Annotated in this window: 20 protein-coding genes; 10 read left to right on the top strand and 10 right to left on the bottom strand. The window is 49.4% G+C overall.

The window, feature by feature from the left end; genetic code table 11:
* Window positions 1-7: 7 nt before the first annotated feature.
* From AB7038_RS07405 to AB7038_RS07420, 4 genes are all read right to left on the bottom strand, one after another.
* The gene (locus AB7038_RS07405; RefSeq protein WP_368888487.1) at window positions 8-580 is read right to left on the bottom strand and encodes a cysteine hydrolase family protein; all 573 of its coding nucleotides are present in this window, start codon (window positions 578-580) and stop codon (window positions 8-10) included.
* Between the two features lie 35 nt (window positions 581-615).
* On the bottom strand, window positions 616-2,034 hold the full coding sequence (locus AB7038_RS07410; protein ID WP_369453034.1) for a sensor histidine kinase: 1,419 nt from the start codon (window positions 2,032-2,034) through the stop codon (window positions 616-618).
* The gene (locus tag AB7038_RS07415; protein ID WP_368888485.1) at window positions 2,035-2,700 is read right to left on the bottom strand and encodes a response regulator; all 666 of its coding nucleotides are present in this window, start codon (window positions 2,698-2,700) and stop codon (window positions 2,035-2,037) included. It lies immediately after the preceding gene.
* A gap of 111 nt (window positions 2,701-2,811) precedes the next feature.
* Complete coding sequence (locus AB7038_RS07420; protein ID WP_072867662.1) at window positions 2,812-3,270, bottom strand: DUF6097 family protein; 459 nt, start codon at window positions 3,268-3,270, stop codon at window positions 2,812-2,814.
* 191 nt (window positions 3,271-3,461) lie between these two features.
* Between AB7038_RS07420 and AB7038_RS07425 the strand changes: the two genes are divergently transcribed.
* Window positions 3,462-4,268 carry an MBL fold metallo-hydrolase gene (locus tag AB7038_RS07425; RefSeq protein ID WP_369453035.1) on the top strand — a complete coding sequence of 269 codons (807 nt, stop codon included), beginning with the start codon at window positions 3,462-3,464 and terminating at the stop codon, window positions 4,266-4,268.
* 15 nt (window positions 4,269-4,283) lie between these two features.
* Here AB7038_RS07425 and AB7038_RS07430 read toward each other — a convergent pair whose 3' ends face one another.
* Entirely contained in the window at window positions 4,284-4,835 is a 552-nt protein-coding gene (locus AB7038_RS07430) for an NADPH-dependent FMN reductase (RefSeq protein WP_369453036.1), read from the bottom strand.
* 151 nt (window positions 4,836-4,986) lie between these two features.
* Here AB7038_RS07430 and AB7038_RS07435 point away from each other — a divergent pair, with 151 nt between their 5' ends.
* Complete coding sequence (locus AB7038_RS07435; protein WP_369453037.1) at window positions 4,987-7,032, top strand: S9 family peptidase; 2,046 nt, start codon at window positions 4,987-4,989, stop codon at window positions 7,030-7,032.
* Window positions 7,033-7,076: 44 nt separating this feature from the next.
* Here the strand turns inward: AB7038_RS07435 and xseA are convergent, their stop codons facing one another.
* Window positions 7,077-8,453: an exodeoxyribonuclease VII large subunit gene (gene xseA, locus AB7038_RS07440; RefSeq protein ID WP_186724165.1), complete on the bottom strand. Its 1,377-nt coding sequence runs from the start codon at window positions 8,451-8,453 to the stop codon at window positions 7,077-7,079.
* A gap of 172 nt (window positions 8,454-8,625) precedes the next feature.
* On the opposite strand from xseA, the gene guaB reads away from it, so the two are divergent.
* The 7 genes from guaB to AB7038_RS07475 all read left to right on the top strand — a co-directional run bounded on the left by guaB (window position 8,626) and on the right by AB7038_RS07475 (window position 17,474).
* Window positions 8,626-10,092, top strand: coding sequence for an IMP dehydrogenase (gene guaB, locus AB7038_RS07445; protein ID WP_369453038.1), 1,467 nt, complete (start codon window positions 8,626-8,628; stop codon window positions 10,090-10,092).
* A gap of 59 nt (window positions 10,093-10,151) precedes the next feature.
* Window positions 10,152-11,729, top strand: a complete 1,578-nt coding sequence (gene guaA / locus AB7038_RS07450) for a glutamine-hydrolyzing GMP synthase (RefSeq protein ID WP_369453039.1) — start codon at window positions 10,152-10,154, stop codon at window positions 11,727-11,729.
* A gap of 259 nt (window positions 11,730-11,988) precedes the next feature.
* Window positions 11,989-12,465, top strand: coding sequence for a type IV secretion protein Rhs (locus tag AB7038_RS07455; protein ID WP_368888480.1), 477 nt, complete (start codon window positions 11,989-11,991; stop codon window positions 12,463-12,465).
* A gap of 8 nt (window positions 12,466-12,473) precedes the next feature.
* On the top strand, window positions 12,474-12,896 hold the full coding sequence (locus AB7038_RS07460) for a putative T6SS immunity periplasmic lipoprotein (protein ID WP_369453040.1): 423 nt from the start codon (window positions 12,474-12,476) through the stop codon (window positions 12,894-12,896).
* 289 nt (window positions 12,897-13,185) lie between these two features.
* The gene (locus AB7038_RS07465; protein WP_368888478.1) at window positions 13,186-13,830 is read left to right on the top strand and encodes a hydrolase; all 645 of its coding nucleotides are present in this window, start codon (window positions 13,186-13,188) and stop codon (window positions 13,828-13,830) included.
* A 107-nt stretch (window positions 13,831-13,937) separates the two neighbouring features.
* Entirely contained in the window at window positions 13,938-15,806 is a 1,869-nt protein-coding gene (locus AB7038_RS07470; RefSeq protein ID WP_369453041.1) for an amidohydrolase, read from the top strand.
* A gap of 72 nt (window positions 15,807-15,878) precedes the next feature.
* On the top strand, window positions 15,879-17,474 hold the full coding sequence (locus AB7038_RS07475) for an MFS transporter (RefSeq protein WP_369453042.1): 1,596 nt from the start codon (window positions 15,879-15,881) through the stop codon (window positions 17,472-17,474).
* A 75-nt stretch (window positions 17,475-17,549) separates the two neighbouring features.
* Here the strand turns inward: AB7038_RS07475 and AB7038_RS07480 are convergent, their stop codons facing one another.
* The 4 genes from AB7038_RS07480 to AB7038_RS07495 all read right to left on the bottom strand — a co-directional run bounded on the left by AB7038_RS07480 (window position 17,550) and on the right by AB7038_RS07495 (window position 24,180).
* Window positions 17,550-19,721 (bottom strand): autotransporter domain-containing protein, encoded by a 2,172-nt coding sequence (locus AB7038_RS07480; RefSeq protein ID WP_369453043.1) that lies wholly within the window; start codon window positions 19,719-19,721, stop codon window positions 17,550-17,552.
* Between the two features lie 1,089 nt (window positions 19,722-20,810).
* Window positions 20,811-22,019, bottom strand: coding sequence for a YadA-like family protein (locus AB7038_RS07485; RefSeq protein WP_369453044.1), 1,209 nt, complete (start codon window positions 22,017-22,019; stop codon window positions 20,811-20,813).
* A 277-nt stretch (window positions 22,020-22,296) separates the two neighbouring features.
* Window positions 22,297-23,019, bottom strand: coding sequence for a vWA domain-containing protein (locus AB7038_RS07490; RefSeq protein WP_369453045.1), 723 nt, complete (start codon window positions 23,017-23,019; stop codon window positions 22,297-22,299).
* A gap of 99 nt (window positions 23,020-23,118) precedes the next feature.
* Window positions 23,119-24,180 (bottom strand): hypothetical protein, encoded by a 1,062-nt coding sequence (locus tag AB7038_RS07495; protein WP_369453046.1) that lies wholly within the window; start codon window positions 24,178-24,180, stop codon window positions 23,119-23,121.
* 67 nt (window positions 24,181-24,247) lie between these two features.
* On the opposite strand from AB7038_RS07495, the gene rlmA reads away from it, so the two are divergent.
* Window positions 24,248-25,063 carry a 23S rRNA (guanine(745)-N(1))-methyltransferase gene (gene rlmA, locus AB7038_RS07500; RefSeq protein WP_369453047.1) on the top strand — a complete coding sequence of 272 codons (816 nt, stop codon included), beginning with the start codon at window positions 24,248-24,250 and terminating at the stop codon, window positions 25,061-25,063.
* Window positions 25,064-25,074 lie beyond the last annotated feature (11 nt).

A 25,074-nucleotide genomic window follows, 5' to 3' on the forward strand; every position in this document is an offset into this window, starting at 1 on the left:
TAAAAAGTTATTGTGCCAGCCAGGCGGCGGATGTGGTGATAGCTGCCATCGGGCGGAGCATCTCCAGACTTATCTGGTGCAATTCCGCTGTCGGCGCGGCACACAAATCTTCCGTCACGGAAACATAAAACCCGCTGTCGTGAGCATAACGCGCGGTGCTCTGAATCGCCATCACAGTACTGACACCGGCCAGAACAAGGTGTTCAATCCCGGCTTTACGCAGCCAGATCAGCAAATCATTTCCCGCAAAGGCACTGACGCCTTTCTTCACAAAACAGACATCCTCTTTCTGCACATCCGTGCCGTCTGCCCAGTCACAACCGCTGCCGCTCAGTTTCAGGGCACCAATCTCTTTTGCCCGCTGAAACATCGGTGATCCGGCGGGGATATCATGCCAGTCATCCGCAAACCCGACCCGCACCCACACTACGGGAATGTCCCGCAGCCGCGCCTGACGGGCGGTTTCCCGCGTCGCCGCAATCAGGTTACGGGCGGCGGTCTGCTCATGGCAGGCGTTGGAAAGCCCGTGTTTGCCGGTAATGTCATTAATAAGGTCGATAATAATCAGTGCCTGTTTCATCTGTCCCTCCTGTTCTGACTTTTTTCAGCATAGCCTTATGTTTCAGAACTGTCATGGGAAGCAGTGGGAATTTCACGGTTTTTTGCCGGAATGTGGATCACAAATCCGATACCGCGCTGCTGCAATCCGTCGGTGACAGAGAGATAACCACCGATTTTTTCCGCCAGATTCTGTGCAATGGCAAGACCGAGACCGCTGCCGTTTTCACTGCAGCCCGGCACACGGAAAAAGCGCGAGAACAGGCGGTGGCGGTACTGCTCACTGATACCTTTGCCGTTATCGCGGATAATAATCTGCACTTCATCCGGGTTGCCTGTATCCAGCGAGACTTCTGCCTGACTGTCCGGCGGGCAGTATTTCACCGCGTTATTCAGAATATTGTTGATGATGGAGAACAGCGCCTGTTTATCGCTGACAACAATGCAGCTTTCCGGGCCGTCGAAGGACAACTCAATGTTTTTGCGCAGAGCATAGGGCACCAGCATGGCAATGGTGTGGCTCAGTGCCTGGGTCAGGTCAATCTCTTCCATTTTCAGCGGATAATCTTCCGTTTCCAGCCGGGCCAGATCAATCAGCTGCCGTGACAGTGATACCGCGCGATCCAGACTGATTTCCATATCCGCGGTAATTTCGTTACGTTCCGCCGGGTCATCAATCTGTTTGAGCAGATGAATTTGTGCCAGTACAGCAGCAATCGGCGTGCGCAGTTCATGAGCTGCATCTGCCATAAACTGTTTTTCCCGCAGATTGGCAGCATCCACCCGCTGCATCAGCTGGTTAATAGCATGCAGTACCGGACGCATTTCATTGTACTGATACTTCATGCTGATAGGTGTCAGGTTGCCGGGGTTACGGGTGGCGATACTGCGGGTGGTTTCACGCAGCGGGCGCAGACTGAGATAGGTGGTGATAATCGTGGACGAAAGCATGGTGCCGAGAATAAACAGCAGCGGGACGGCGGTGCCGGTTGCCGGGTCGCCGATCAGCATATGGCGGTCAGTACCGGATTCCCCGATAACCGAAGTGCGCTGCATATCCGGGTCGGTATGGTAAGCGAGATACCAGGTTTCACCGTCCTCGGTAAAACGCTCGATTCCGTCCGGTTTCAGCGGAATATGAACATCCGGTTTATTACTGTACAGCACTTCACCCGTTGTACTGTGCAGAATAGCGACCAGCGGATCATAATTCTCCTCTTCCAGGCCGCTTTTCATCGCATTGGCGTACATACTCTCCAGAGCACGGGCAATCTGCGGAAAAGTGGCGGAATCTGTGGGAGTTTCCCGCAGCGTGTCAGATACACCACGGGCAATCACCATCTGCTGGGCATTAAAATCTTCACTTAAACCGGGCAGATATGCGTATTTCAGCCAGGCTATCCAGACGCCCCACAGCAGAAGCATCGAAAAGGTCTGAAGGAGAACGGTATAAACAAAGAATGAGCGGATTCTCACTTATTCGCTGTCCTTTTTCAGCAGATAGCCGATTCCGCGGACGGTAATCACTCTCTCTTTACCGATTTTGCGGCGCAGATTATGGATATGCACTTCCAGGGAATTACTTTCGATTTTATCGTCCAGCCCGAATAAACGCTGCTCCAGCTCATGCTTACGCACCACATTACCGGTATTGCGCATTAATTCATATAACAGCTGATACTCTTTGCCGGAGAGCAGTAATAACTCGTCATTCAGTGTCACCTGATGGTTCATCGGGTTCAGGGTAATATTATCCACTTTCCATAATTGTGAGGAAAAACCGGCAATACGCCGGGAAACCGCTTTAACCCGGGAAATGAGTTCCGGCAGTTCAACCGGTTTGGAAATAAAGTCATCAGCCCCTGAATCGAGGGAATTGACCAGATGATCGCGCTGATTGCGGGCGGTCATAATAATAATCGGGATTTGTTCCCCGCTGTTACGCCACTCCACCAGAGAGTCAAATCCGTCGCCGTCCGGTAACCCCAGATCCAGCAGCATCAGGTCAAAATGCTGTTCTGTCAGCCGTTTACGGGCATCGGCCAGTAAACGCAGCCAGCATACACGAAAACCGGCCAGTTCCAGTCCCCGGCACAGTGCTTTGCCTAATTGTAAATCGTCTTCGACTAATAGAATTTGCACGTTTTCTCTCTCTCTGTAAAAGCGGATTGCAGTATAGCATTGACGATTACTGTGACAACGCAGGCAAATTATTGTGGCAACGGGGCTTAATGTACCCTTAATCAATCCCGCTTAATGTGATATCCGGTTTATAAAATCATCAATCAGATGACCGGCATACTTTTCTGTCTGTTTTTGCAGGAAATAAAAATAAAAAATGGTGCCGAACAGCACGGCAGCATAAATAAATACTGCCCAGATGTAGGTCAGGCTGTAATCCAGCAGGGTCAGGGATAAATAGCTGATGTCGATATTCAGTGACAGGGCATCAATAATCTTCTGTGAAAACAGCAGCAGGGAGAAGAGTAATACCGGCAGGGCGAGTAACCCGGTCAGGATATTCACTTTTTTGCGGCGTGTTGCCAGGGCGGGATAATGTTCATCATGCATATAGGCGGCGATATCGGTGAGCTGATCGTCCAGATCGTCACGGCAGGCTACCGGCGCATCCTGTTTTTCTATTTGCTGATGCAAAAGGCGTAAAAGCTGACTGTTATCGATGCTTTTTGCAAAAGCGGTAATAATTCCCATGCGGAACTCCTGAAAGTCTGTGTCGGCCGGCTATTATTTAACAATTTTACAGCCGGGTCATGCCGATTTATTAACATTACCTGAATTAAACCATAATCTGCGCTCTGCGGTACAATACAGATACGTTATAGAGGAAAACACTGTGTTATATATAACGGCAGAATACATTTATCTTTCAGGGATTATCATCCATGTTACGCATCACCGCACTACTGGAAAATACGAATACTGACCCGAAACTGGATTCTCACGCCGGTCTCAGCCTGCTGCTGGAGGACGGGGAAACCTCGCTGCTGTTTGATACGGGCGCGGATGATACCTATATCCGCAATGCGCAGGCGCTGGGGATTTCACTGGAAAATATTGATGCGGTGGTGCTGTCGCACGGTCATTATGACCATTTCGGCGGATTAACCCGCACAGAACGACATAATCTGCCGTCACCGCTGAAGGTAATTGCACACCCGCATATTTTCGAACCGCGCCGGGCCGCATTGTGGCTTGGCGGTTACCCGCTGAAATTCAAGCGGTTATCACCGCTGTTTTGTGAAGAAACATTGCGCCGTGACTATCAGTTTGTGCTGACGGAAAAACCGTATGCCATCTCACCGCGTTTTCTGTTCGCCGGAGAAATCACGCAGCGGGCCGTGGTGCGCCGTTACGGGGTACTGCTCAGTAACGGAGAGGCGGATTATGTCCGTGATGACAGCTTTCTGATTTGGCGCGGGGAAGAGGGTATTGTGATTATCACCGGTTGCAGTCATTCAGGCATTGAGTCAGTGATACAGCATGCGCGCGCCCTGACAGATAATGCACCGGTGCAGGCGGTGGTCGGCGGGCTGCATCTGCGCCGGGCAACACCGGCAGCACTGCGCCGCGCACAGGAGGCTGTGGATCCGCAAACCCGGGTGTACGGCTGTCACTGTACCGGTGCCAGAGGGCGCAATGCCCTGAATGCGGACGATTTTAATACCGGGCAGCAGCTGATATTCCGCTGAGTCTGCCCGCAGTTTTTATCCGTGGTGTGCTTCCAGGAAACGGACATAGGCATCTGCCCATTTCTGCACAAACGCACCGGTTTTTTCACTGAATTTACCGTTTTCGCCGATCATGCCGTCATACCATTGCAGATACATTTCCGGCTGATTGAGTGTCGGCATATTCAGGAATGCCAGCACATTGCGCAGATGCTGTTGTGACATTGCAGTACCCATCGCGCCGGCAGAAGTACCGATTACAGCGGCCGGTTTGTTATCCCAGCTGTTTTGTCCCCACGGACGGGAGCCCTGATCCAGTGCGTTTTTCAGCACACCCGGGATAGAACGGTTATATTCCGGAGTAACAAAAATCACACCGTCGGCCTGTGAAATCTGCTGTTTGAATGCCAGCACCTCAGCAGGCGGTTGTGCATCACAGTCCTGATTATAGAGCGGCAGTGAGCCGATACTGACAAATTCACACTGAATGTGTGCCGGGAAAAGAGAGACAAGAGCATGCGCCAGCTGACGGTTGTAACTCTGCTCACGCAGCGAACCGACAACAACAGCAACGCGGTACTGTTTCATTGTAACCTCCTGAACCGGTGAAAATCCGGTGATAAATAAGCAATAAAACAAATGAAAACGTTATTATCATAGTGCGGAATCGCGGAACAGAGAGCAGAATTTAGTAAATTTTTATGACATCACAACAAAAAAAATCTTATCAGGAGCCGGAATGACTATCCCGCAAGCCCCGGAACAGCCGGTACAGTTCACCGCACACGGTGAAACCCGGACGGATAACTATTACTGGCTGCGGGATGATACCCGCAGTGATCCGCAGGTGATTCAGTATCTGACGGATGAAAACCGCTATACACAACAAAAATTGCAGGCCGCAGAGCCGCTGCGCGAAGCATTGTATGAGGAGATGGTCGCCCGCATGCCGCAGGCGGATGAATCCGCACCATACAGTTACAATGGTTACGTTTACCGCACCCGGTTTGAGGCGGGCAAAGAGTATCCGCTGTATGAGCGGCGCAAAATAAACAGTGACCAGTGTGATCAGTGGGAAGTGCTGGCGGACGGCAATGTGCGGGCACAGGGGCTGGCCTATTATGAGCTGGTGTCTCTGGCGGTCAGCGCGGATAACCGCCGTATTGCAATTGCCGAGGATAAAGTCGGCCGCCGTGAATATCAGGTGGCTTATCGTGATCTGACCGATAATCACTGGCAGGAATCGGTGCTGACAGAAGTGGCCGACGATTTGGTCTGGTCAGCCGACGGTTCGGTTCTGTTTTATGTCCGTCAGGATCCGCAGACATTGCTGCCGTTTGAGGTATATCGCCACCGTTTCGGTACTGATAGCGCACAGGATGAGCTGGTATACCGTGAGGACGATGACTGTTTTTATACCGGGTTATCCCTGTCATCCTCCCGTGAATGGATTTTTATCGGCTGTCACAGCCCGGTCACCTCTGAAGTTCATCTGATCAATGCCAATGACCCGCTACAGCCACCGGTCTGTTTCTCGCCGCGTCAGGACGGGCGTGAGTATCATATTGATCACCTGGGTGGTCAGTTTTATATCCGCTCTGACCATGAAAACGAACTGTTTGGTCTCTATCAGACGAATGCACCGGAAAATCCGTGGCAAACCCTGATCGCACCACAGCCGGATACCGATCTGGAAGATTTCACGCTGTTCCGTGACTGGCTGGTATTACAGGAACGTCACGCCGCGCTGCCGCAGATCCGCATTATTCACCGGCAGAGCGGGAAAGAAACACAGGTTGCGTTTGATGACGGTGCTTACTGCGCGTGGCTCGGGCTGAACCCGGAGCCGGACAGCCAGCTGCTGCGTTACGGTTATACCTCGATGACCACACCGGCATCGGTGTATGAGCTGAATATGGCCAGCGGAGAACGGACACTGCTGAAACAGGCACAGGTAAACGGTTTTCAGCGGGATAATTATCACAGTGAACGGATTTGGATCACTGCCCGTGACGGCGTACAGGTGCCGGTTTCGCTGGTCTGGCATAAAGATCACTATCAGCCGGGACTCAATCCGCTGTTGATTGAAGGTTATGGCGCGTACGGTGCCAGTATGGATCCGGATTTCGATGCCAACCGGCTGAGCCTGCTGGATCGCGGTTTTGTTTATGCTCAGGCGCATATCCGCGGCGGCGGTGAGCTGGGCAAACGCTGGTACAATGCCGGGAAAATGCAGCATAAAATCAACAGCTTTAATGATTTTGTTGATGTGACGCGCGAACTGATTGCCCGGCGTTACAGCGCGGAAAACCGGATCTACGCCACCGGCGGCAGTGCAGGCGGGTTGCTGATGGGAGCGGTGATTAATCAGGCGCCGGAGCTGTATCGCGGTATCGTGACACAGGTGCCGTTTGTGGATGCACTGACTACCATGTCTGATCCGTCCATTCCGCTGACTACCGGTGAGTATGACGAGTGGGGCAACCCGGGAAATGAATCAGCTTACCGTGATATCCGCGCCTACAGCCCGTATGACAACATTGAGGCGAAAGCCTATCCCAATATGCTGGTGACCAGCGGCCTGCATGATTCTCAGGTTCAGTACTGGGAACCGGCAAAATGGGTGGCAAAACTGCGGAAACTGAAGACGGATGACAATCTGCTGCTGCTCTATACCGATATGGAAGCGGGGCACGGCGGTAAGTCAGGACGGTTCAACTATTTGTGGGATGTGGCACTCGGTTATGTGTTCCTGCTGATGGTGGATGAACAACAGGTTCCGTGACACCGTCACTTAATATGTGACAGCGTCACCAGTAAAATCGTATATTACTCAGCGGCTTTTCGTTTACGGGCAGCCGCTTTTTTGTGCACGGCGATAATTTCACTTTCCACACTGCCATCCTGTAACAGCGTGGTGATTTTCTGCCCGACTTTTACCTGACGGGTTTTGTTCAGCACTTCACCGCTGTCTGTCTGGCTGATACTGAAGCCCCGGCTGAGTGTTGCCAGCGGGCTGACACCCTCGAGTGTAGAGCAGAGACGGGCAAACCGCTCGCGCTGCTGACTGAGCTGTTCACGCATGGCAGAGGAGAGACGGTACTGCAACTGCTGAACATGGCGCTGCTGCTGTTGCAATTGCGGACGCGGATCCCGGCGCATCAGACGCTGTTCTGCCTGTGTCAGCTGACGGGATTTTTGAGTCAGCATAAGCTGTCCGGCCTGAATCAGCCGTTGTTCCAGGCGCTGAATCAGCTGTTGCTGCCGCGCCAGACGCAGTTGCGGATGCTGTTGCTGCAACCGGTGATGTAACTGGCTGAACAGCCGCTGTTTTCGGGCAATAAAATAATCCATCGCCATTTCCAGCCGCTGTTGTACGGATTGGATCTGCCGCAGGCGCTCTGTCAGGTCACGGCTGACCAGTTCTGCCGCCGCAGACGGCGTTGGTGCCCGTAAATCCGCGACAAAATCAGCGATAGTGATATCTGTTTCATGGCCGACGGCACTGATCACCGGCAGACGGCTGGCAAAAATCGCCCGCGCCACCCGCTCATCATTGAAACTCCACAAATCTTCCAGTGAACCTCCGCCGCGCCCGACAATCAGCACATCACATTCATTACGGCGGTTGGCGGTTTCAATTGCACGGACAATCTGTGCCGGTGCATCAGCACCCTGAACCTGAGCGGGGTAGATAATCACCGGCAGTGACGGATCACGGCGGCGCAGAATATTCAGAATATCGTGAAGGGCGGCCCCGGTGGCGGATGTCACCACCCCCACACAGGTGGCAGGCACCGGCAGCGGCTTTTTCAGATGGGTATCAAACAGTCCTTCGGCTTTCAGTTTCTCTTTCAGCAGTTCAAACTGCTGCTGAAGCAGACCTTCACCGGCAGGTTGCATGGACTCAACAATCAGCTGATAATCCCCGCGCGGCTCATACAGCGTGATCGCGGCACGTACCAGCACCTGCTGCCCGTTCTGCGGCGCAAATGTCACACGGCTGTTGTTGCCGCGGAACATGGCTGCCCGCACCTGGGATTTTTCATCTTTCAGGGTAAAATACCAGTGGCCGGAAGACGGGCGCGAAAAGTTGGAGATCTCCGCGCTGATCCAAATCCGGCCCATTTCCAGCTCGAGTAACTGCCGGACAGTCGTATTTAACCGGGTAACAGTAAAAATTGCGGTATTTTCAGGTAGCAACATGTGAGCCAGATCAAATAATAAAACAAGGACTTAATTGTCCGATACTACCGCCTTCTGACAGATTAGCAACGAATTTTTGAAAAAAAGGCTAGGCGCAACCGATTACCACCTGTATAATGCCGCGGCAATATTTTATCTTCTTTCAATCCTGCTGCCTGGTGAGATATTGCACATGTTACGTATTAAAAAAGAAGCTTTAACCTTTGATGATGTTCTCTTAGTTCCTGCACACTCCACAGTTCTGCCCAACACTGCCGATTTATCGACGCAACTCACCGCGAAAATCCGTCTGAACGTCCCGATGATCTCGGCGGCGATGGATACCGTAACGGAAGCCCGTCTGGCGATTGCCCTTGCCCAGGAAGGCGGCATCGGTTTTATTCACAAAAATATGTCCATTGAGCGTCAGGCTGATGAAGTCCGCCGTGTGAAAAAACACGAAAGCGGAGTGGTTTCTGATCCGCAGACTGTTACTCCGTGCACCACACTGCGCGAAGTTCAGACCCTGACTGAACAGAACGGCTTTGCCGGTTATCCGGTGGTCACGACAGATAACGAATTAGTCGGTATCATCACCGGCCGTGATGTGCGTTTCGTGACTGACCTGGATCAGCCGGTGACTGCCGTTATGACCCCGAAAGAGCGCCTGGTAACTGTCCGCGAAGGCGAAGCCCGCGAAGTGGTTCTGAAAAAAATGCATGAGCGCCGCGTGGAAAAAGCGCTGGTCGTGGATGATTCCTTCCATCTGCTCGGCATGATCACCGTAAAAGATTTCCAGAAAGCAGAGCGCAAGCCAAACGCCTGTAAAGATGAGCACGGCCGTCTGCGTGTCGGCGCGGCAGTCGGTGCCGGTGCCGGTAACGAAGAGCGTGTTGATGCGCTGGTGGCGGCCGGTGTGGACGTTCTGTTAATCGACTCCTCTCACGGCCATTCCGAAGGCGTGTTACAGCGCATCCGTGAAACCCGTGAAAAATACCCTGATCTCGACATCATCGGTGGTAACGTCGCCACAGCCGAAGGCGCGAAAGCCCTGACGGCAGCCGGTGTCAGCGCAGTGAAAGTGGGTATCGGCCCCGGTTCTATCTGTACCACCCGTATCGTAACCGGCGTGGGCGTACCGCAGTTAACCGCTATTTCCGATGCTGTTGAGGCGCTGGAAGGTACCGGTATTCCGGTCATCGCTGACGGCGGTATCCGTTTCTCCGGTGATATCGCGAAAGCGCTGGCAGCCGGTGCGGCATGCGTGATGGTCGGTTCGATGTTTGCCGGTACCGAGGAATCTCCGGGCGAAGTGGAACTCTATCAGGGTCGTGCTTACAAATCTTACCGTGGGATGGGTTCACTCGGTGCGATGTCAAAAGGTTCTTCTGACCGTTACTTCCAGACCGATAACGCCGCTGACAAACTGGTGCCGGAAGGTATCGAAGGCCGTGTGGCTTACAAAGGTGTGCTGAAAACCATCGTTCACCAGCAAATGGGCGGCCTGCGCTCTTGCATGGGACTGACCGGTTGTGCAACTATTCATGAACTGAATACTAAAGCAGAGTTTGTCCGTATCAGTGGTGCCGGGATTCAGGAAAGTCACGTTCATGATGTGACTATCACCAAAGAAGCACCAAACTACCGTTCAGGTCTCTGATTCATGCGGCGGTCTGCGGACCGCCAGCCTATAATTGTTTGCTCTTGGAACATACATTAATGACAACGAATATTCATCAGCACCGCATTCTTATCCTCGACTTTGGATCGCAGTACACTCAGCTGATCGCGCGCCGTATCCGTGAAATCGGCGTTTATTGTGAACTGTGGGCATGGGATGTCACTGAAGAACAGATCCGTAATTTCAATCCGAACGGTATTATTCTCTCCGGCGGCCCGGAAAGTACCACTGAACACAACAGCCCGCGTGCACCTGAATATGTCTTTAGCGCCGGTGTGCCGGTTCTCGGCATCTGCTACGGCATGCAGACCATGTCTATGCAGCTCGGCGGCGCAGTGGAAACTTCTGACGAGCGCGAGTTCGGTTATGCACAGGTCGAAATCCGCGAAACCTGCGAACTGTTCCGTGGTATTCAGGATATGCTGGATGACAACGGCAAACCGCTGCTGGATGTGTGGATGAGCCACGGTGACAAAGTCACTGCTATCCCGTCTGATTTCGTGACTGTCGCCAGTACCGAAACCTGTCCGTTTGCGATCATGGCAAACGACGAAAAACGTTTCTACGGCGTACAGTTCCACCCGGAAGTGACCCATACTCACCAGGGTCAGGAAATCCTCAAACGTTTCGTGCTGGATATCTGTCAGTGTGAAGCGCTGTGGACCCCGGAAGCCATTATCGAAGACACCGTTATCCGTCTGCGTGAGCAGATTGGTGATGATCATGTCATCCTGGCACTTTCCGGCGGTGTGGACTCATCCGTGACTGCCATGCTGTTAAACCGTGCTATCGGCAAGCGCCTGACCTGTGTATTCGTGGATAACGGCTTACTGCGCCTGAACGAAGCAGAGCAGGTTATGGAGATGTTTGCGGGCAAATTTGACCTCAATATCATCCACGCCAAAGCGGAAGACCGTTTCCTGAATGCCCTGAAAGGCATTGCGGATCCGGAAGCCAAACGTAAAGCTATCGGCCACACATTCATTGAAATTTTTGATGAAGAAGCGTCAAAACAGAAGCAGATCAAATGGCTGGCACAGGGCACTATTTATCCGGATGTAATTGAATCTGCTGCCTCTGAAACCGGTAAAGCGCACGTGATCAAATCCCACCATAACGTCGGCGGCCTGCCGGAAGATATGGAGCTGGGACTGGTTGAGCCGCTGCGCGAACTGTTTAAAGACGAAGTCCGCCGTATCGGCCTGCAGCTGGGTCTGCCATACGATATGCTGTACCGTCATCCGTTCCCGGGCCCGGGCCTGGGTGTCCGCGTACTGGGCGAAGTGAAAAAAGAGTACTGCGACATCCTGCGCCGCGCCGATGCTATCTTTATCGAAGAACTGCACAAAGCGGATCTGTACCACAAAGTCAGCCAGGCATTCACTGTCTTCCTGCCGGTACGCTCTGTCGGTGTCATGGGCGATGGCCGTAAATACGACTGGGTTGTCTCACTGCGCGCCGTCGAAACCATCGACTTTATGACCGCTCACTGGGCACATCTGCCATACGACCTGTTAGGCCGCGTCTCCAACCGCATCATCAATGAAGTTGACGGCATTTCCCGTGTCGTGTACGACGTCAGCGGCAAACCACCGGCGACGATTGAGTGGGAATGATATACCAATAGTTTTTAACTACCGGTAATTATCAGAAAACCGAAAGCCATCAGTAAGTTACTGGTGGCTTTTTTGTTATCCGGATTGAATTGTGTACGAAAAACAAACGCTGGAAGTAATAAATTAAAAAGGCTATAACTAAAGACGATATGAGTAATGACATATAAAAGGAGTTTGTATGGGTATTATTACGCAGGAAAATAAGAAGAAAGAAATAAAAGAGCCGATGCTGAGGTAAATAACGCTTGGTGAAATGGCAATGGCTAAAACCATATTCGGAAATTCAATGTCATATAATGTTTGGGTTCATTGCGATAGTTATCTCCCATTCGGCATGCAGTCAGATAATGTAGCAATGGCACCGAATGGGGATATTTATTTTAGAGAAGCACTTTATCGTCACGATTTTTCAGAAGATTTCCCTGAATTTAAACATCTTTTTATACATGAGTTAACACATGTATGGCAGCATCAAAATGGGATGTGGGTCAGAACAAGAGGACTGTTTAGTAACTTTGTTGACTACAACTATTCACTTGATAGAAAGAAAAAATTAAGTGATTACGGCATGGAACAGCAGGCCAGTATAGTTGCTGATTATTTTATTCTGAAAACGTATGGTGTCGCCGGGCTTATTAAGGGTATTCAGCGTGACTATGTTCGTATAGATAATAAGATAGACCCTAATACTATAGAGAGTATCTATAGGTCTGTGCTGCCGAATTCTATTCTATAGGGGGAGGAATGCGTAAATTTATTATTATTCCCATGGTATTCATGCTGGGTGCATGCTGGCATGCAAATGATCCAAGACCAGTAATGGTTAATGCTGATGTGAGCACTAACGCTGGTAAATTATGTGTTAAAGTACCAGATGTATCTGATGATGAATATATTCTTTATGTGGATCTTTTTGATTATAAAGAACAAAAAGACATAGCCACTATCGATTTTAGTGCAAACCCTGTTAAGTTAGATGAAAAAAATTGTTTGCCATCACCTGATATTCAATATGAGGTAAATGGTAAATATGCATACAGAGCCTCTACGGTTTTACAGAAAAAACAGGCAAAGAAAATTAACCCCCACAGACGAACAATTATGGCTACGTTTTTCATAAAAGAAGTTAATGGTGAGAAACAAGCTGTTGATGCTTTAAATATGTAAACGCCTGCAAAAAACACCGGTCTGACCGGTGTTAATTATCACTATCAGATCGCTTTTTCTGTGTTGCTCAATATTGCTTCATCTTAACGGGTGTTTTGCCATTTATTCTGAACAAACCAGCATAAAAACTAACCAAATCAACAGATAACAAATGTCGTTCATTTTTTTTGACTTCTAAAGTCAAATTTGACATCTGGTCATTATCCGGTGCCGGCCTATTATGTTTCCTGTCAGTGAGCAAGATTAATATTTATTTTTATCAATTTAACCAATTGAACAGGAACACATTATGTCTAAATTAGAACTGTTAAACCCGCAAAATTCTGCCGTTATTTTTATTGATCATCAGCCGCAAATGGCCTTTGGTGTGGCAAATATTGACCGCCAGCAACTGAAAAATAATACCGTTGGTCTGGCAAAAGCAGCAAAAATTTTCAATGTGCCGACAATTTATACCTCTGTTGAAACAGAAAGCTTCAGCGGATATATCTGGCCTGAATTACTCGCCGTCCATCCTGAATCAAAACCTATCGAACGTACCTCCATGAACTCCTGGGAAGACCAGAAATTTGTCGAAGCCGTTAAAGCCACCGGGCGTAAAAAATTAGTCATGGCCGCATTATGGACAGAAGTCTGCTTAAATTTCCCGACCTTAATGGCGATTGAAGCCGGTTATGAAGTTTATATTGTGACAGATGCATCCGGCGGTACGTCAGTTGATGCGCATGAACGTTCCATTGACCGTATGGTGCAGGCCGGAGCTGTTCCTGTGACCTGGCAGCAGGTATTGCTGGAGTACCAGCGCGACTGGGCCCGCAAAGAAACCTATGATGCAGTAATGGGGCTGGTTCAGGAGCACAGCGGTGCTTACGGCATGGGTGTCGATTACGCCTATACTATGGTTCATAAAGCACCTCAGCGCGTTATCAAATAACAGCGTAACAACCGGAGGGGCCACTCTCCGGTTATTTTTTCCTATACCGCTTGCCGCAACAGTATCTGATAAGCAGTGAGTTCCTCATAAACAGGAAACACATCATCATGAATAAACGCTTCGCATCAAAAATATTTAACAACGGTGATATTCATACACTCGATCGTGAAAATCCCGTTGCTCAGGCCGTCGCTGTCCGTGACGGCAAATTTATTGCTGTCGGAACCAACAATGAAGTTATGCAGTTCCGGAATGAAGAAACAGAGATTATTGATCTCAAAGGGCAGGTGATTATTCCCGGCCTGAATGACTCCCACCTTCATCTTATCCGCGGCGGACTGAATTATAACCTCGAATTACGCTGGGAAGGGGTGCCGTCATTATCGGATGCCCTGGCGATGTTAAAAGCACAGGCCGATGTGACACCCGCACCGCAGTGGGTTCGCGTTGTGGGCGGCTGGAGTGAATTCCAGTTTGCCGAAAGACGGATGCCGACATTAGACGAAATCAATGCGGTTTCACCGGATACGCCGGTTTTTGTGCTGCATCTTTATGACAGTGCGCTGCTGAATAAAGCGGCATTGCGGGTGATCGGTTATACCAGAGATACCCCGAATCCGCCGGGCGGCGAAATTCAGCGGGATGAGCACGGTAACCCGACCGGGATGCTGATTGCCAAACCCAATGCCATGCTGTTGTATTCCGCGCTGGCGAAAGGCCCGAAACTGCCGCTGGATTATCAGGTTAACTCAACCCGTCAGTTTATGCGCGAACTTAACCGTCTCGGGGTAACCAGTGCGATTGATGCCGGGGGCGGATTCCAGAACTATCCGGAAGATTATGAGGTGATCGCGGAACTGGCAAAACAGAATCAGCTGACTATCCGTATCGCCTATAACTTATTTACCCAGCGCCCGAAACAGGAGCTGGAGGATTTCCGCGAATGGACATCGATGGTATCGCCGGGAGAGGGAACTGATTTTTTCCGTCACAATGGTGCGGGGGAAATGCTGGTATTTTCTGCGGCTGATTTTGAGGATTTCCTGCAGCCGAGACCGGATCTGCCGGACAATATGGATGCGGAACTGGAAGCCGTGATCCGCCACCTGGCTGAACACCGCTGGCCGTTCCGTCTGCATGCCACTTATGACCAATCCATCAGCCGTATGCTGGATGTGTTTGAAAAAGTAAACAAAGAGATCCCGTTTAACGGCCTGCACTGGTTTTTCGATCACGCAGAAACCATCAGTGAGAAAAATATTGAACGGGTAAAAGCGCTGGGCGGCGGATTGGCAATTCAGCATCGTATGGCCTTCCAGGGGGAATACTTTGCGGACCGCTATGGTTATGAAGCGGTGAAACACACGCCGCCGGTGGCGAAAATGCTGAACGCAGAGGTGCCGGTCGGTCTGGGAACAGATGCGACGCGCGTAGCCAGTTATAACCCGTGGACAGCCCTTTACTGGCTGGTATCAGGCCGGACAGTCGGCGGCATGAAGATGTATGACGACAATAACCGGTTAGACAGAGATACCGCGTTAGAGTTATGGACTATCGGCAGCTCCTGGTTCTCTGATGAACAGGGCAAAAAAGGGCAGATTAAATCAGGACAGTTTGCGGATTTTATTGCCTTATCTGATGATTATTTCCGTGTACCGGAAGCGGAAATTAAAGCGATTGAATCCCTGCTGACGGTGGTAAACGGAGATATTGTTTACGGCAACGGTATTTTCGGGCCGCTGGCACCGCTGTCAATTCCGGTATTACCTGACTGGTCACCGGTTATTAAAGTGCCGGGACACTACTCTTATTTACAGCAGGAAAATAAAGCTGCGATTCTGAACCAGTTACACCAGTGCTGTGGCTCATGTCATGTTCACGGACACCAGCATGATATCGCCCGTAAATCGTCCGTGCCGGTCGCGGATGATAATGCCTTCTGGGGCGCGCTGGGCTGTTCCTGTTTTGCATTTTAATTATTGCTGTACATGTTAATACCGTGGCTGGTGGTAAAACACCGGCCATAGTAAACCGGAGATTATATTCACATGACTAATCCGCAATCATCAGCCTGGTCGCCGCTGCGTAACCGTATATTTTTTGTGTTATGGATGGCGACATTATTTTCTAACATCGGAACATGGATGAATGATGTCGGTGCGGGATGGCTGATGACAAATCTTAGTCCTGACCCTGTCATGATTGCCACCATTCAGGCGATGACAACCTTACCTGTATTTTTATTAGCCTTACCGGCCGGGGCAATTGCCGATATTTTCGATAAGCGTAAGCTGCTTATTTTTGTCAATATCATGATGTTTTTTGCCGCCGCATTACTGGCTGTTCTGGTTTATTTCAATGTGGTCAGTATCGGCTGGTTATTGTTAATTACCTTTATTCTCGGATCCGGTGCTGCTTTTTTAGGCCCGGCATGGCAGGCAATTGTCCCGGGGATTGTGGCACCGCATGAATTAAAAGCGGGGATCGCACTGAACAGCATGGGGATTAATATCAGCCGTGCCATCGGTCCCGCACTGGCCGGTGTGCTGATTTCACAGGTGGGGCTTTATCTTCCTTTTATGCTTAATGCACTCAGCTTTATTGCCATTATTGTGGCGGTGTGGTGGTGGAAAGGGGAGAAACACAAAGAAAATACCTTACCGGCGGAATCTGTTGTCGCCGCTATGATTTCCGGGCTGCGCTATGCCCGTTACAGTCCGGCATTGATTAAAACCATTATCAGAGCCGTTGCCTTCTTTGTGTTCGCCAGTGCGTACTGGGCGATGCTGCCGCTGGTTGCCAGAGTGTCACTTCAGGGGGATGCCACGTTATACGGGATTTTAACCACCAGTATCGGTATCGGTGCGGTCGCTGGGGCATTCAGTTTATCTGCGCTGCGGGCCCGGTTCAGTACCGGAATATTAGTGACTGCCGGAACTGCCGGAACGGTCATTGTACTGGTGATATTTGCCGTGACCACATCAAAATACCCGGCAATCGCCGGCAGTATTATCGCCGGGTTCAGCTGGCTGATCACGCTCTCCACGCTGATGGTGTCGGCACAGACAGCACTGCCGGACTGGGTCAGGGCAAGAGGGCTGGCGCTGTATCTGACGGTATTTTCCGGGTCAATGGCGCTGGGGTCATTAATCTGGGGGCAGATTGCCTCACACACATCAATAACAACCGCGCTGCTTGCGGCGGCAGCCGGTATTATTGTTGTCTGGTTATGTGTGCTGAAAGTGAAAATTGACCACGACAATATCAATTTATCACCGTCTGAACATCTGACAATGCCGGAGGAATTACCGTTTTATTCTGAGGAAGATAAAAAACCGGTAATGGTGTGTATTCAGTATAAAGTGGATGCGGAACATCAGGCGCAATTTTTTGCACTGATGGAGCAATTAAAACGGATCCGGTTACGGGATGGCGGCTATTCCAGAGGGCTGTTTTCGGTTCCCGGTACGCAGGATGAATTTATGGAGACATTTATGGTGTCATCCCCGGCAGAACATCACCGTCAGCATAAACGGGCAACCGTGGATGATCGCCGGATTGACACTCAGTTAAATGCCATTATCCGGAGCAAAACGGTTGTGCATTATCTTTCATATTCTGCGGATACCGGAAAACAGAAGTAAAACAGGTTGTGCAGATAATAAAAATCCGGCAATAAATGATTATTGCCGGATAATATTAATTAGCTGAAACAGCGATTACCAGTGGTATGAATAGCTGAGACCCACCTGTAAGCCATCATTACGGTAATCCGTGGTGTGATAACCAATATCGCCGCGGAGAGTGGAGTTCTCAGTGATAAAGTAATTCACACCGGCACGGGCATACGGTTTTACACTCTGGCTGTCTCCGCGATCATAAATATAAGCACCATCGTTCACATACTGAATATGGCCGGTAAAGGCATCACGCTGGTGGCTGAGTTTAATATCTGCACCGATACCTGCATCCAGTTCTGTGCTCTTATTAAACTGATGTTTTAAATCCACGCCGAGTTGTAAATCAAGGTTTTTATTTCCGGCACGACCATAGGTCGCCGGAAAATCGATACCATTTGATTCTGTATATCCGGCACGGGTGACATTATGATATTTAATGGCAGCCAGTGGTGTCACCAGGGTATTTTCACTGACGGTAATGCCATAACCGGTGGTGAACTTCACATAGTAACCCTTGATATCAGAATTACCTTTTCCGTTTTCTGTACCAAGATGTTCCTGACGGGTAATTTCCAGATCCTGTTGTAAAAATGCAGCGGAAAGTTCACTGTTAAAGCCGGAATTGTCTTTATTTTCCTGATAACGCAACCATGCGCCAACACCCGGATGATTATTTCCGCGGGTGTCGTAGCCATCGGCCAGACGGGTATTCACGGCAAAATTCAGAGATGCGCCCAGTGTCCAGTTTTCTGCCGGTAAACGGAATGAACCAAATACCCCGGTAGCTACACGGTTGTTTTGGTGAACATTATCGTATTGGGTGAACAGGCCGGCGCAGTAATTATCGTCACCCATCTGGCAACGGCTTTCCGCGAGGTTATACAGCGCAGTCTGGTATAAATCCAAAATTTGGTAATTGCTGTCAGCCATTTTCGTCAACGTATCGCGGGTTTTAATAATATAAATAGGATCTGATGCCGGGTTAACTGGTTTTGTTGGCTCAGGCGGTGTCAGTGGTTCAGTTGGTGTAACCGGTTTTGATGGCTCCAGCGGAGTCAGCGGTTTAGTCGGGTCAACCGGTTTTGATGGCTCAACCGGAGTCAGTGGTTCAGACGGATTAACCGGTTTTGACGGCTCAAGTGGGGTCATTGGTGGTTTATAGTCCAGCTTCCATAAAACAGCGGCTGTCTCATTATTCTCAATCTGAGCATAACCGGCGACCACTTTGCCATCGGCAGAAATAGCTTCCGCACTGGATTCACCGGCGGAGCTTCCCTGTATAGGTTTCAGCTCGTACATCTTTTTTTCACTTGAAACATAGACAAAGCCGCGTGGGATATCATTTTCGTTATCGGATGAGGATGACCCCACGATAAATTGACCGTCATGTGAAACAGATGATGCACTGGAATAGCCGCTGTTATCTTTTTTCAGCGTACCGAGATCCTGCATGCCCTCTTTATCGGTATGACGCATAGCGTGCGTATCAGATTCATTGATATTCGACCAGCCCACGGTAACAAGCCCGTCAGCGGATACCGCATTAGCCGCGGATTCACCCGCATTACCCTCCATCAATGTCCCCAATGAAACCACGCCGTTGTCATGGGTATATTTAAATGCCTGACCATTACCATCAACGTAGCGGCCGACAATTACACTGCCGTCATAATTAACGCCGTTTGCGGTGGAGGTTGCGGTTTCTGACGGATTTAATAATGTGATACCGTCCTGTCTGGTAAAGCGAAAGGCGTGTTCATCTGCAATACCGATAACGGTTTTACCATCACCGGAAATACCCAGGGAAGCAATACTTGTAAATGCCTGTTGATCAGGCGTATCTACCGTGTCGGTATCGGCATTATAAATATACATCTTAGACTTTGAGTTATCATGCGCGTCAACGACATAACCTGTGGCGGTATTACCGTCAGCAGACAGTCCGGAAACATAAATATCATTATTATCGGTAAAATGTTTGCTCAGGTCGATGGCGTTACCATCGATAATAATAAACGGGCGGTAATTATTATCAGAGATTTCGTATGTTCCGGCAATGACTTTGCCATCAGCAGAAACTGCGGCTGTCTGGCCGACATTTTTTATTTTTGCAACTTCATAATCCATTGCGGAAAATGCCAGTGTGCTTTGTGAAGTCAGTAATAATGCCAGTAATGTTTTATTAAAGTGTTTTTTATGTGCGTAAGCCATAGTGATATTTATTCTTTTCAGGTAATACGATGATGTGACTTATTGCGGTGTCAGCAATAACCCCGGTGTTGAATCAAAAGTTTTGTTAAAAAATCAGATTAGTTAATTATATTAATAATATGTGTCCATCATAAAAAATGGGGATGCAAACCAGGTCGTGTCAGGCACGCCTGTATCGTTGCGGATGACTGCATGAAAATTTTGGGTTAAACCAATTTGAGGCGTAATTTATTGGGTTTTCGATCTTAAGGCAAATAAAAATTGCGCTTAAACTCATTTTTTTAGTAAAAAAAACAGATAAACTGCCCGGGTGGTGCCGGAGAATGATTTTTTGGATAAAAATTCTGTATATTCATTAAATGTCGATATTATTTTCAGGTGTTATTGTGTTTATGTCAGATTAGCGGTGTGGTTGCCATGTGATTGTTAAGGTAAAAATACAATAATAACATGAGGATATGCGTTTTATTGAGTTGCGTCATATTTTCAGTGATAAAGCATTATCAACTGATTAGCGACATCTTATGGATTGCTTCACTCCCGGTCGCCGGGAAGATGTTTTCCCCCGGAGAAATGCAAAACGGACAGAAAATACGTCAGATCCGAATGCAGGGCACTGTCTTGCTTACAGAGTAAGTGACACTGATGGTCATCAAAAAAAGAGTCCGGTAACAGTATATTTATTGACTAAATGAGTAAGTAATATCATCATATCGTGATGGGTTTCACATAACTAAAAATAAAATGAGTAAAATGATGGATCTTGAACGAGATGGGTAACAAACACGGACTGGTATTTCTTGAACAGACGGTGAAGGGGATATTCAGGGTATTACTCTCGGCAGTTATAATTGTATTTTTATTTTCGGTTATTCTCTTTTCTGTGCTTTGAACGACCCCGGTTCAGCGTTTGGTTTCCGACTGCTTTTGAGAGTTTAACGCTGTTTATTTTATACAATACTGGTGTTTTTGATTTTATATTTTACTGCACTATCACTTTCCGGGAAATAAGCCTGCCGGTGAGGATTTTCCGGTGCTGAATAATGAAAAGGCCGCCTGTCAGGCGGCCTGCGTTATTTTATCTGTATATTACCATTCGAGATTCATACCGGCACCGTACATGACATCACCGCCGTTTGATGTTGAGGTCGCCAGGCTTGCTTTGACAGCCACATTCTCATTGAAACGGTAGCCGCTGCCGACAGCAACCGCATTTTCGGAGTTATATCCGCCGACGGCCGCACTGAGGTTAAATTTGCCGACGTTATACGGCTGGAACAGGTTTGATGTGGCGGCAGACATTGCAAAGCCGCGCTGCATTTTGTCATTCAGCTCATCATAACGCAGCTCCAGCTTATCAATACGGGCTGAGTTATGTGTTGCCAGATTATAAGCCGTATTTGCGGTGTTATTGGCGATGTTCGCCGTCTTATTCGCCGTATTTGCTGTATTATTGGCAGTGTAAGCCGTATTTCGCGCATCAATCGCATTTGTATTGGCCGTTACCGCTGTCTTTTGGGCTTCGGTTGCTTTTGTATCCGCTGTTTTGGCGGTTTCATTCACGACATTCAGCTGAGCAATATTCGCGGCATCCGTATCTTCTGAACCACCGGCAACATTGGTGATCCGGCGGTAGGTATCTTTCTCACCCCATTGCGGTGCTTCTGCTTTTTTTCCGATGGATAATTCACCGGTGTACTGCGCTGCCGCATCGGTTTTATCCAGGAAACGGGCATCACCACTGGTTTTGCCGGCAACGGAGCCGGAACCCAGCGCGATGGAGTCAATGGCGCCGCCGGTCACTTTTGCATCACGTCCGATAGCAACGCTGTTGTTGATTTCAACCGAACCACCGAACGGATTATCAAGCGTGCCGCCCGCACCGGCGCTGGCATTGCCGCCGATACTGATCCCGCCGTTTTTCTGTTTGGCGGCATCACCGATGGCCACGCCACCCATTCCGTCAGAAACGGCTTTGCTGCCGAGGGCAACAGAGCCTTCACCTTTGGCAACCGCAGCGTTACCGACAGCCATTGACGGAGCGCCGGCCTGGCCGTCAGCGGAACCGTCTGCATAAGCACTGTTACCGATAGCAATATCAGAATCAGATTTTGCCACCGGCGGTTTCGGCTGATTTACCGGTATTTTGCTGTTCGGGTTTTCCGGCGGAATTTCATTTTTATCGGCAGTGTTACCGATGATAATGGTGTTATTGGCCTCAGTACTGATAAATCCTGAGCCCAGTTTTACGCCGTCAATTTGTTCAATTTTTTTGTTGGATAAATATTTTGCGGACATTATAAATTCACCGTCAGCAGCATCATTTTCATCAACAGGAGCAGCAACAGAAATAAACGGAATTAATGCTAAAAAAAGACAGGATTTTTTAAACATAATTACACCTCGTGATTGTTATTAGCATTAATATACTTAAATCAGGATATTTATCTGGCTGAACTTTAATCGTTCCATGTTCATCATGAGAGGAGTTGAGAGGAAAAAAGAACGGCGGAGCGATAAAATAAAACAGTACGGCGGACCGTACTGTTTTAGTGAATAAATAAGAGGTGTTTTGTTATTTTTTATTGCGTTCGTTGTTATCTTTTTCGACTTCCGCTTTCCATTCGGAAGTAATCGGTTTTGATTGCTGTTTTACTTCAACAGCTTTATTTATGGCGTCATACGCTTTGCCGTAACCGGCTTTATCCTGCACATAACCGGTGGCGTTGTCGCTTTTAATCCCGATATTACCGGCTTCTGCAATAGCATCAATATTGGCACCGAGGAAAATAAAGTCCCACTTATCTTCTTTTTCCGCAGAATTAATCATTGATTTAATTTTGTCACGACTGTATTTACGGCTGCTGTTCTCTTCGCCGTCAGTAATAATCACAAATAACACATTATTATTTTTGGTAATTTTGCGGTTTTCGCGGATCTTATTAATAGTAATACCGACAGCGTCCAATAATGCGGTATTACCACCGACAGAATAGTCATCCAGTGTCAGGTTTTTGACTTTGCTGATAGGCTCTCGGTTATGCAGCGTGCTGTTTTCGTGGTTGAATAAAACGGTAGTGACGTAAATATTGCCTTCTTTTTTACGGTTTTCGGCAAGAACGGAGTTATAACCGCCGATGGTGTCCTGTTCAAAACCGGACATGGAACCGCTTTTATCCAGAACAAAGACCAGATCCAAATCTGCCGGTGCTGCAGGTTTGGTTTCTGTGGCCGCAAACAGCGAGGCGGAAAATAACAACAGGAGTGATGTAATAAAGGTACGGGAGAGTCTGAACATAGATATTCCTTATACTATTTCTGACAGGCTTACACGACGGATAATGATGTATTCTGAGGTGAACAAAAAATATTCACAGCAGATTTATCTGATTAACTATCACGCTGTCTCTTCCGTCCGCTGCAGGATGGCCGTGAGGTGCCGGGTGTCCCCGTGGCGGCGCAGATAACGGGAAACATCTTCTTCCCATGAACGGCCGTCTCCCAGTATTGCCCTGCTGCGGGTGGAGTGGCGCCCGTAGCGGTTCTGATACAGGCTGATTAATGTCTGGTTGATTCCGCGGATATCCGGATGCGGATTTTTATCCATCTGATGCGCTATTGCCTGCTGTACTTTTTCAATCGCGGCAGAATCCGGCTCATAGCTGCATTCATGGTACTGGCTGAGTACAATGAAAGCGGGCGGAATATTTTCATCATACGCTGCCTGCAACCGCAGATGGCCATCAAGTATAATGTAGGATGCCAGACCGCTGATGTACCAGATCAGCACCGGCGGCAGTTTTCCTTCGCGGGCAACTTTGCGCCAGTATTTCAGGCGGCTGCTTTGCGGCTCAACCGCGTAACGCGGAAGCAGCTGGTAACCGCCGAACCACCAGTCCGCAAACATAACCCGTCCGGGCGATTGCAGATCCGGCAGATCTTCGCTGTATAACAGCCAGTCTGCATTGCTGATATCTTTGGCAGACGGTGAACGGAAGCACCATTTTTCCCGGGGACAGGGGGCATTGACAATATAAGGGGCAGACGGCGGTGTAATATTCATCGGGCGCAGCAGCCACTCTCCGGCTGCGAGCAGCGGGGAAGGTCGTTCCTGTAAATCACGGGCGAAGTAACGGCACCACTGCGGGGTTTGTTCTTCTGCCGGCAGAGCGGCAATTTTCTCAGCCTGTTGTGAGCGAAGCGGTGATAACAGATTCTGCTGAGCCGGATGGTCCTGATTATAAATCAGCCAGACACCACAGTGATCATGCAGTACGGTTGCCCAGAACAGCGGATAACCACGCAACTGCAGTTGCATCCGGCTGTTATGGCCGCTGAGCAGCGCAGGGGCATCTTCATTTACCGTTTCAGGATTAACCCTGACCAGCAGGCTGTGCCATTGCTGATAATCATCAATTTTATCCTGCCACCAGTAGGTTTTCATGATATGGTTTCGCATCAGATTTTCCGTCACCGGCACAGGCCGTTGCCGGTTGCACCTTTACATTATTTCACAGTGAATGATTATGTCTTACCAATGTCCGCTTTGCCAGCAGCCGCTGACGCACCGTTCCGGCAGTTACAGCTGCGAAAACCATCATCAGTTTGATCTCGCGAAAGAGGGGTATATCAACCTCCTGCCTGTCCAGTTCAAACGTTCGAAAGAGCCGGGTGACAGTAAGGAGATGATGCAGGCGCGCCGGGCATTTCTGGATAATCACCATTACCGCCCGATGCGGGATCAGGTAATCGCGGCATTTGAACAGCATTTACCGGCACAGGCGGAGCAGATACTGGATATCGGCTGCGGTGAGGGGTACTACACCGGCGCACTGACGGAAAGCCTTGCGGCACGGCAGGTAACGGTGTACGGGCTGGATGTGGCGAAGGTTGCTGTCCGCTACGGCGCAAAACGCTATCCGCAGGTCAGCTTCAGTGTGGCATCCAGCCAGCGGTTGCCGTTTGAGGATAATAGTCTGGATGGGGTGCTGCGGATCTATGCGCCGTGTAATCCGGAGGAGTTAACCCGCGTGGTGAAACCGGGCGGCATTGTGATTACCGTGACCCCGGGGCCGCGTCATCTGTATCAGCTGAAATCCCTTATTTATGATGAAGTGCATCTGCACCCGCTGAAAGAAGAGCATTTCCCGGGATTTGGTCCGGCGCAGGAGCAGCAGGTGGCTTATCCGATGGTGCTGAACGGCACGGATGCACTCGCACTGCTGTCAATGACCCCGTTTGCCTGGAAAGCGACAGAGGCTGTTAAACATCAGCTGGCAGCAGAAACGGCCTTTTCCTGCGAAACGGATTTTCTGATCCGGGTTTACCGCCGGGAAGCATAATCCGGAAATAA

The organism is Morganella morganii (assembly GCF_041099235.1).
GTDB classification, from domain to species: domain Bacteria; phylum Pseudomonadota; class Gammaproteobacteria; order Enterobacterales; family Enterobacteriaceae; genus Morganella; species Morganella morganii_E.

Excerpts from the sequence above, each read along its gene's own strand:
- AB7038_RS07405 (WP_368888487.1), bottom strand. The coding sequence starts at position 580 with ATGAAACAGGCACTGATTATTATCGACCTTATTAATGACATTACCGGC.
- AB7038_RS07425 (WP_369453035.1), top strand. The coding sequence starts at position 3,462 with ATGTTACGCATCACCGCACTACTGGAAAATACGAATACTGACCCGAAA.
- AB7038_RS07485 (WP_369453044.1), bottom strand. The coding sequence starts at position 22,019 with ATGTCCGCAAAATATTTATCCAACAAAAAAATTGAACAAATTGACGGC.
- xseA (WP_186724165.1), bottom strand. The coding sequence starts at position 8,453 with ATGTTGCTACCTGAAAATACCGCAATTTTTACTGTTACCCGGTTAAAT.
- AB7038_RS07470 (WP_369453041.1), top strand. The coding sequence starts at position 13,938 with ATGAATAAACGCTTCGCATCAAAAATATTTAACAACGGTGATATTCAT.
- guaB (WP_369453038.1), top strand. The coding sequence starts at position 8,626 with ATGTTACGTATTAAAAAAGAAGCTTTAACCTTTGATGATGTTCTCTTA.
- AB7038_RS07455 (WP_368888480.1), top strand. The coding sequence starts at position 11,989 with ATGGCTAAAACCATATTCGGAAATTCAATGTCATATAATGTTTGGGTT.
- AB7038_RS07460 (WP_369453040.1), top strand. The coding sequence starts at position 12,474 with ATGCGTAAATTTATTATTATTCCCATGGTATTCATGCTGGGTGCATGC.
- AB7038_RS07495 (WP_369453046.1), bottom strand. The coding sequence starts at position 24,180 with ATGCGAAACCATATCATGAAAACCTACTGGTGGCAGGATAAAATTGAT.
- AB7038_RS07465 (WP_368888478.1), top strand. The coding sequence starts at position 13,186 with ATGTCTAAATTAGAACTGTTAAACCCGCAAAATTCTGCCGTTATTTTT.
- AB7038_RS07475 (WP_369453042.1), top strand. The coding sequence starts at position 15,879 with ATGACTAATCCGCAATCATCAGCCTGGTCGCCGCTGCGTAACCGTATA.
- guaA (WP_369453039.1), top strand. The coding sequence starts at position 10,152 with ATGACAACGAATATTCATCAGCACCGCATTCTTATCCTCGACTTTGGA.
- AB7038_RS07480 (WP_369453043.1), bottom strand. The coding sequence starts at position 19,721 with ATGGCTTACGCACATAAAAAACACTTTAATAAAACATTACTGGCATTA.
- rlmA (WP_369453047.1), top strand. The coding sequence starts at position 24,248 with ATGTCTTACCAATGTCCGCTTTGCCAGCAGCCGCTGACGCACCGTTCC.
- AB7038_RS07430 (WP_369453036.1), bottom strand. The coding sequence starts at position 4,835 with ATGAAACAGTACCGCGTTGCTGTTGTTGTCGGTTCGCTGCGTGAGCAG.
- AB7038_RS07435 (WP_369453037.1), top strand. The coding sequence starts at position 4,987 with ATGACTATCCCGCAAGCCCCGGAACAGCCGGTACAGTTCACCGCACAC.
- AB7038_RS07420 (WP_072867662.1), bottom strand. The coding sequence starts at position 3,270 with ATGGGAATTATTACCGCTTTTGCAAAAAGCATCGATAACAGTCAGCTT.
- AB7038_RS07490 (WP_369453045.1), bottom strand. The coding sequence starts at position 23,019 with ATGTTCAGACTCTCCCGTACCTTTATTACATCACTCCTGTTGTTATTT.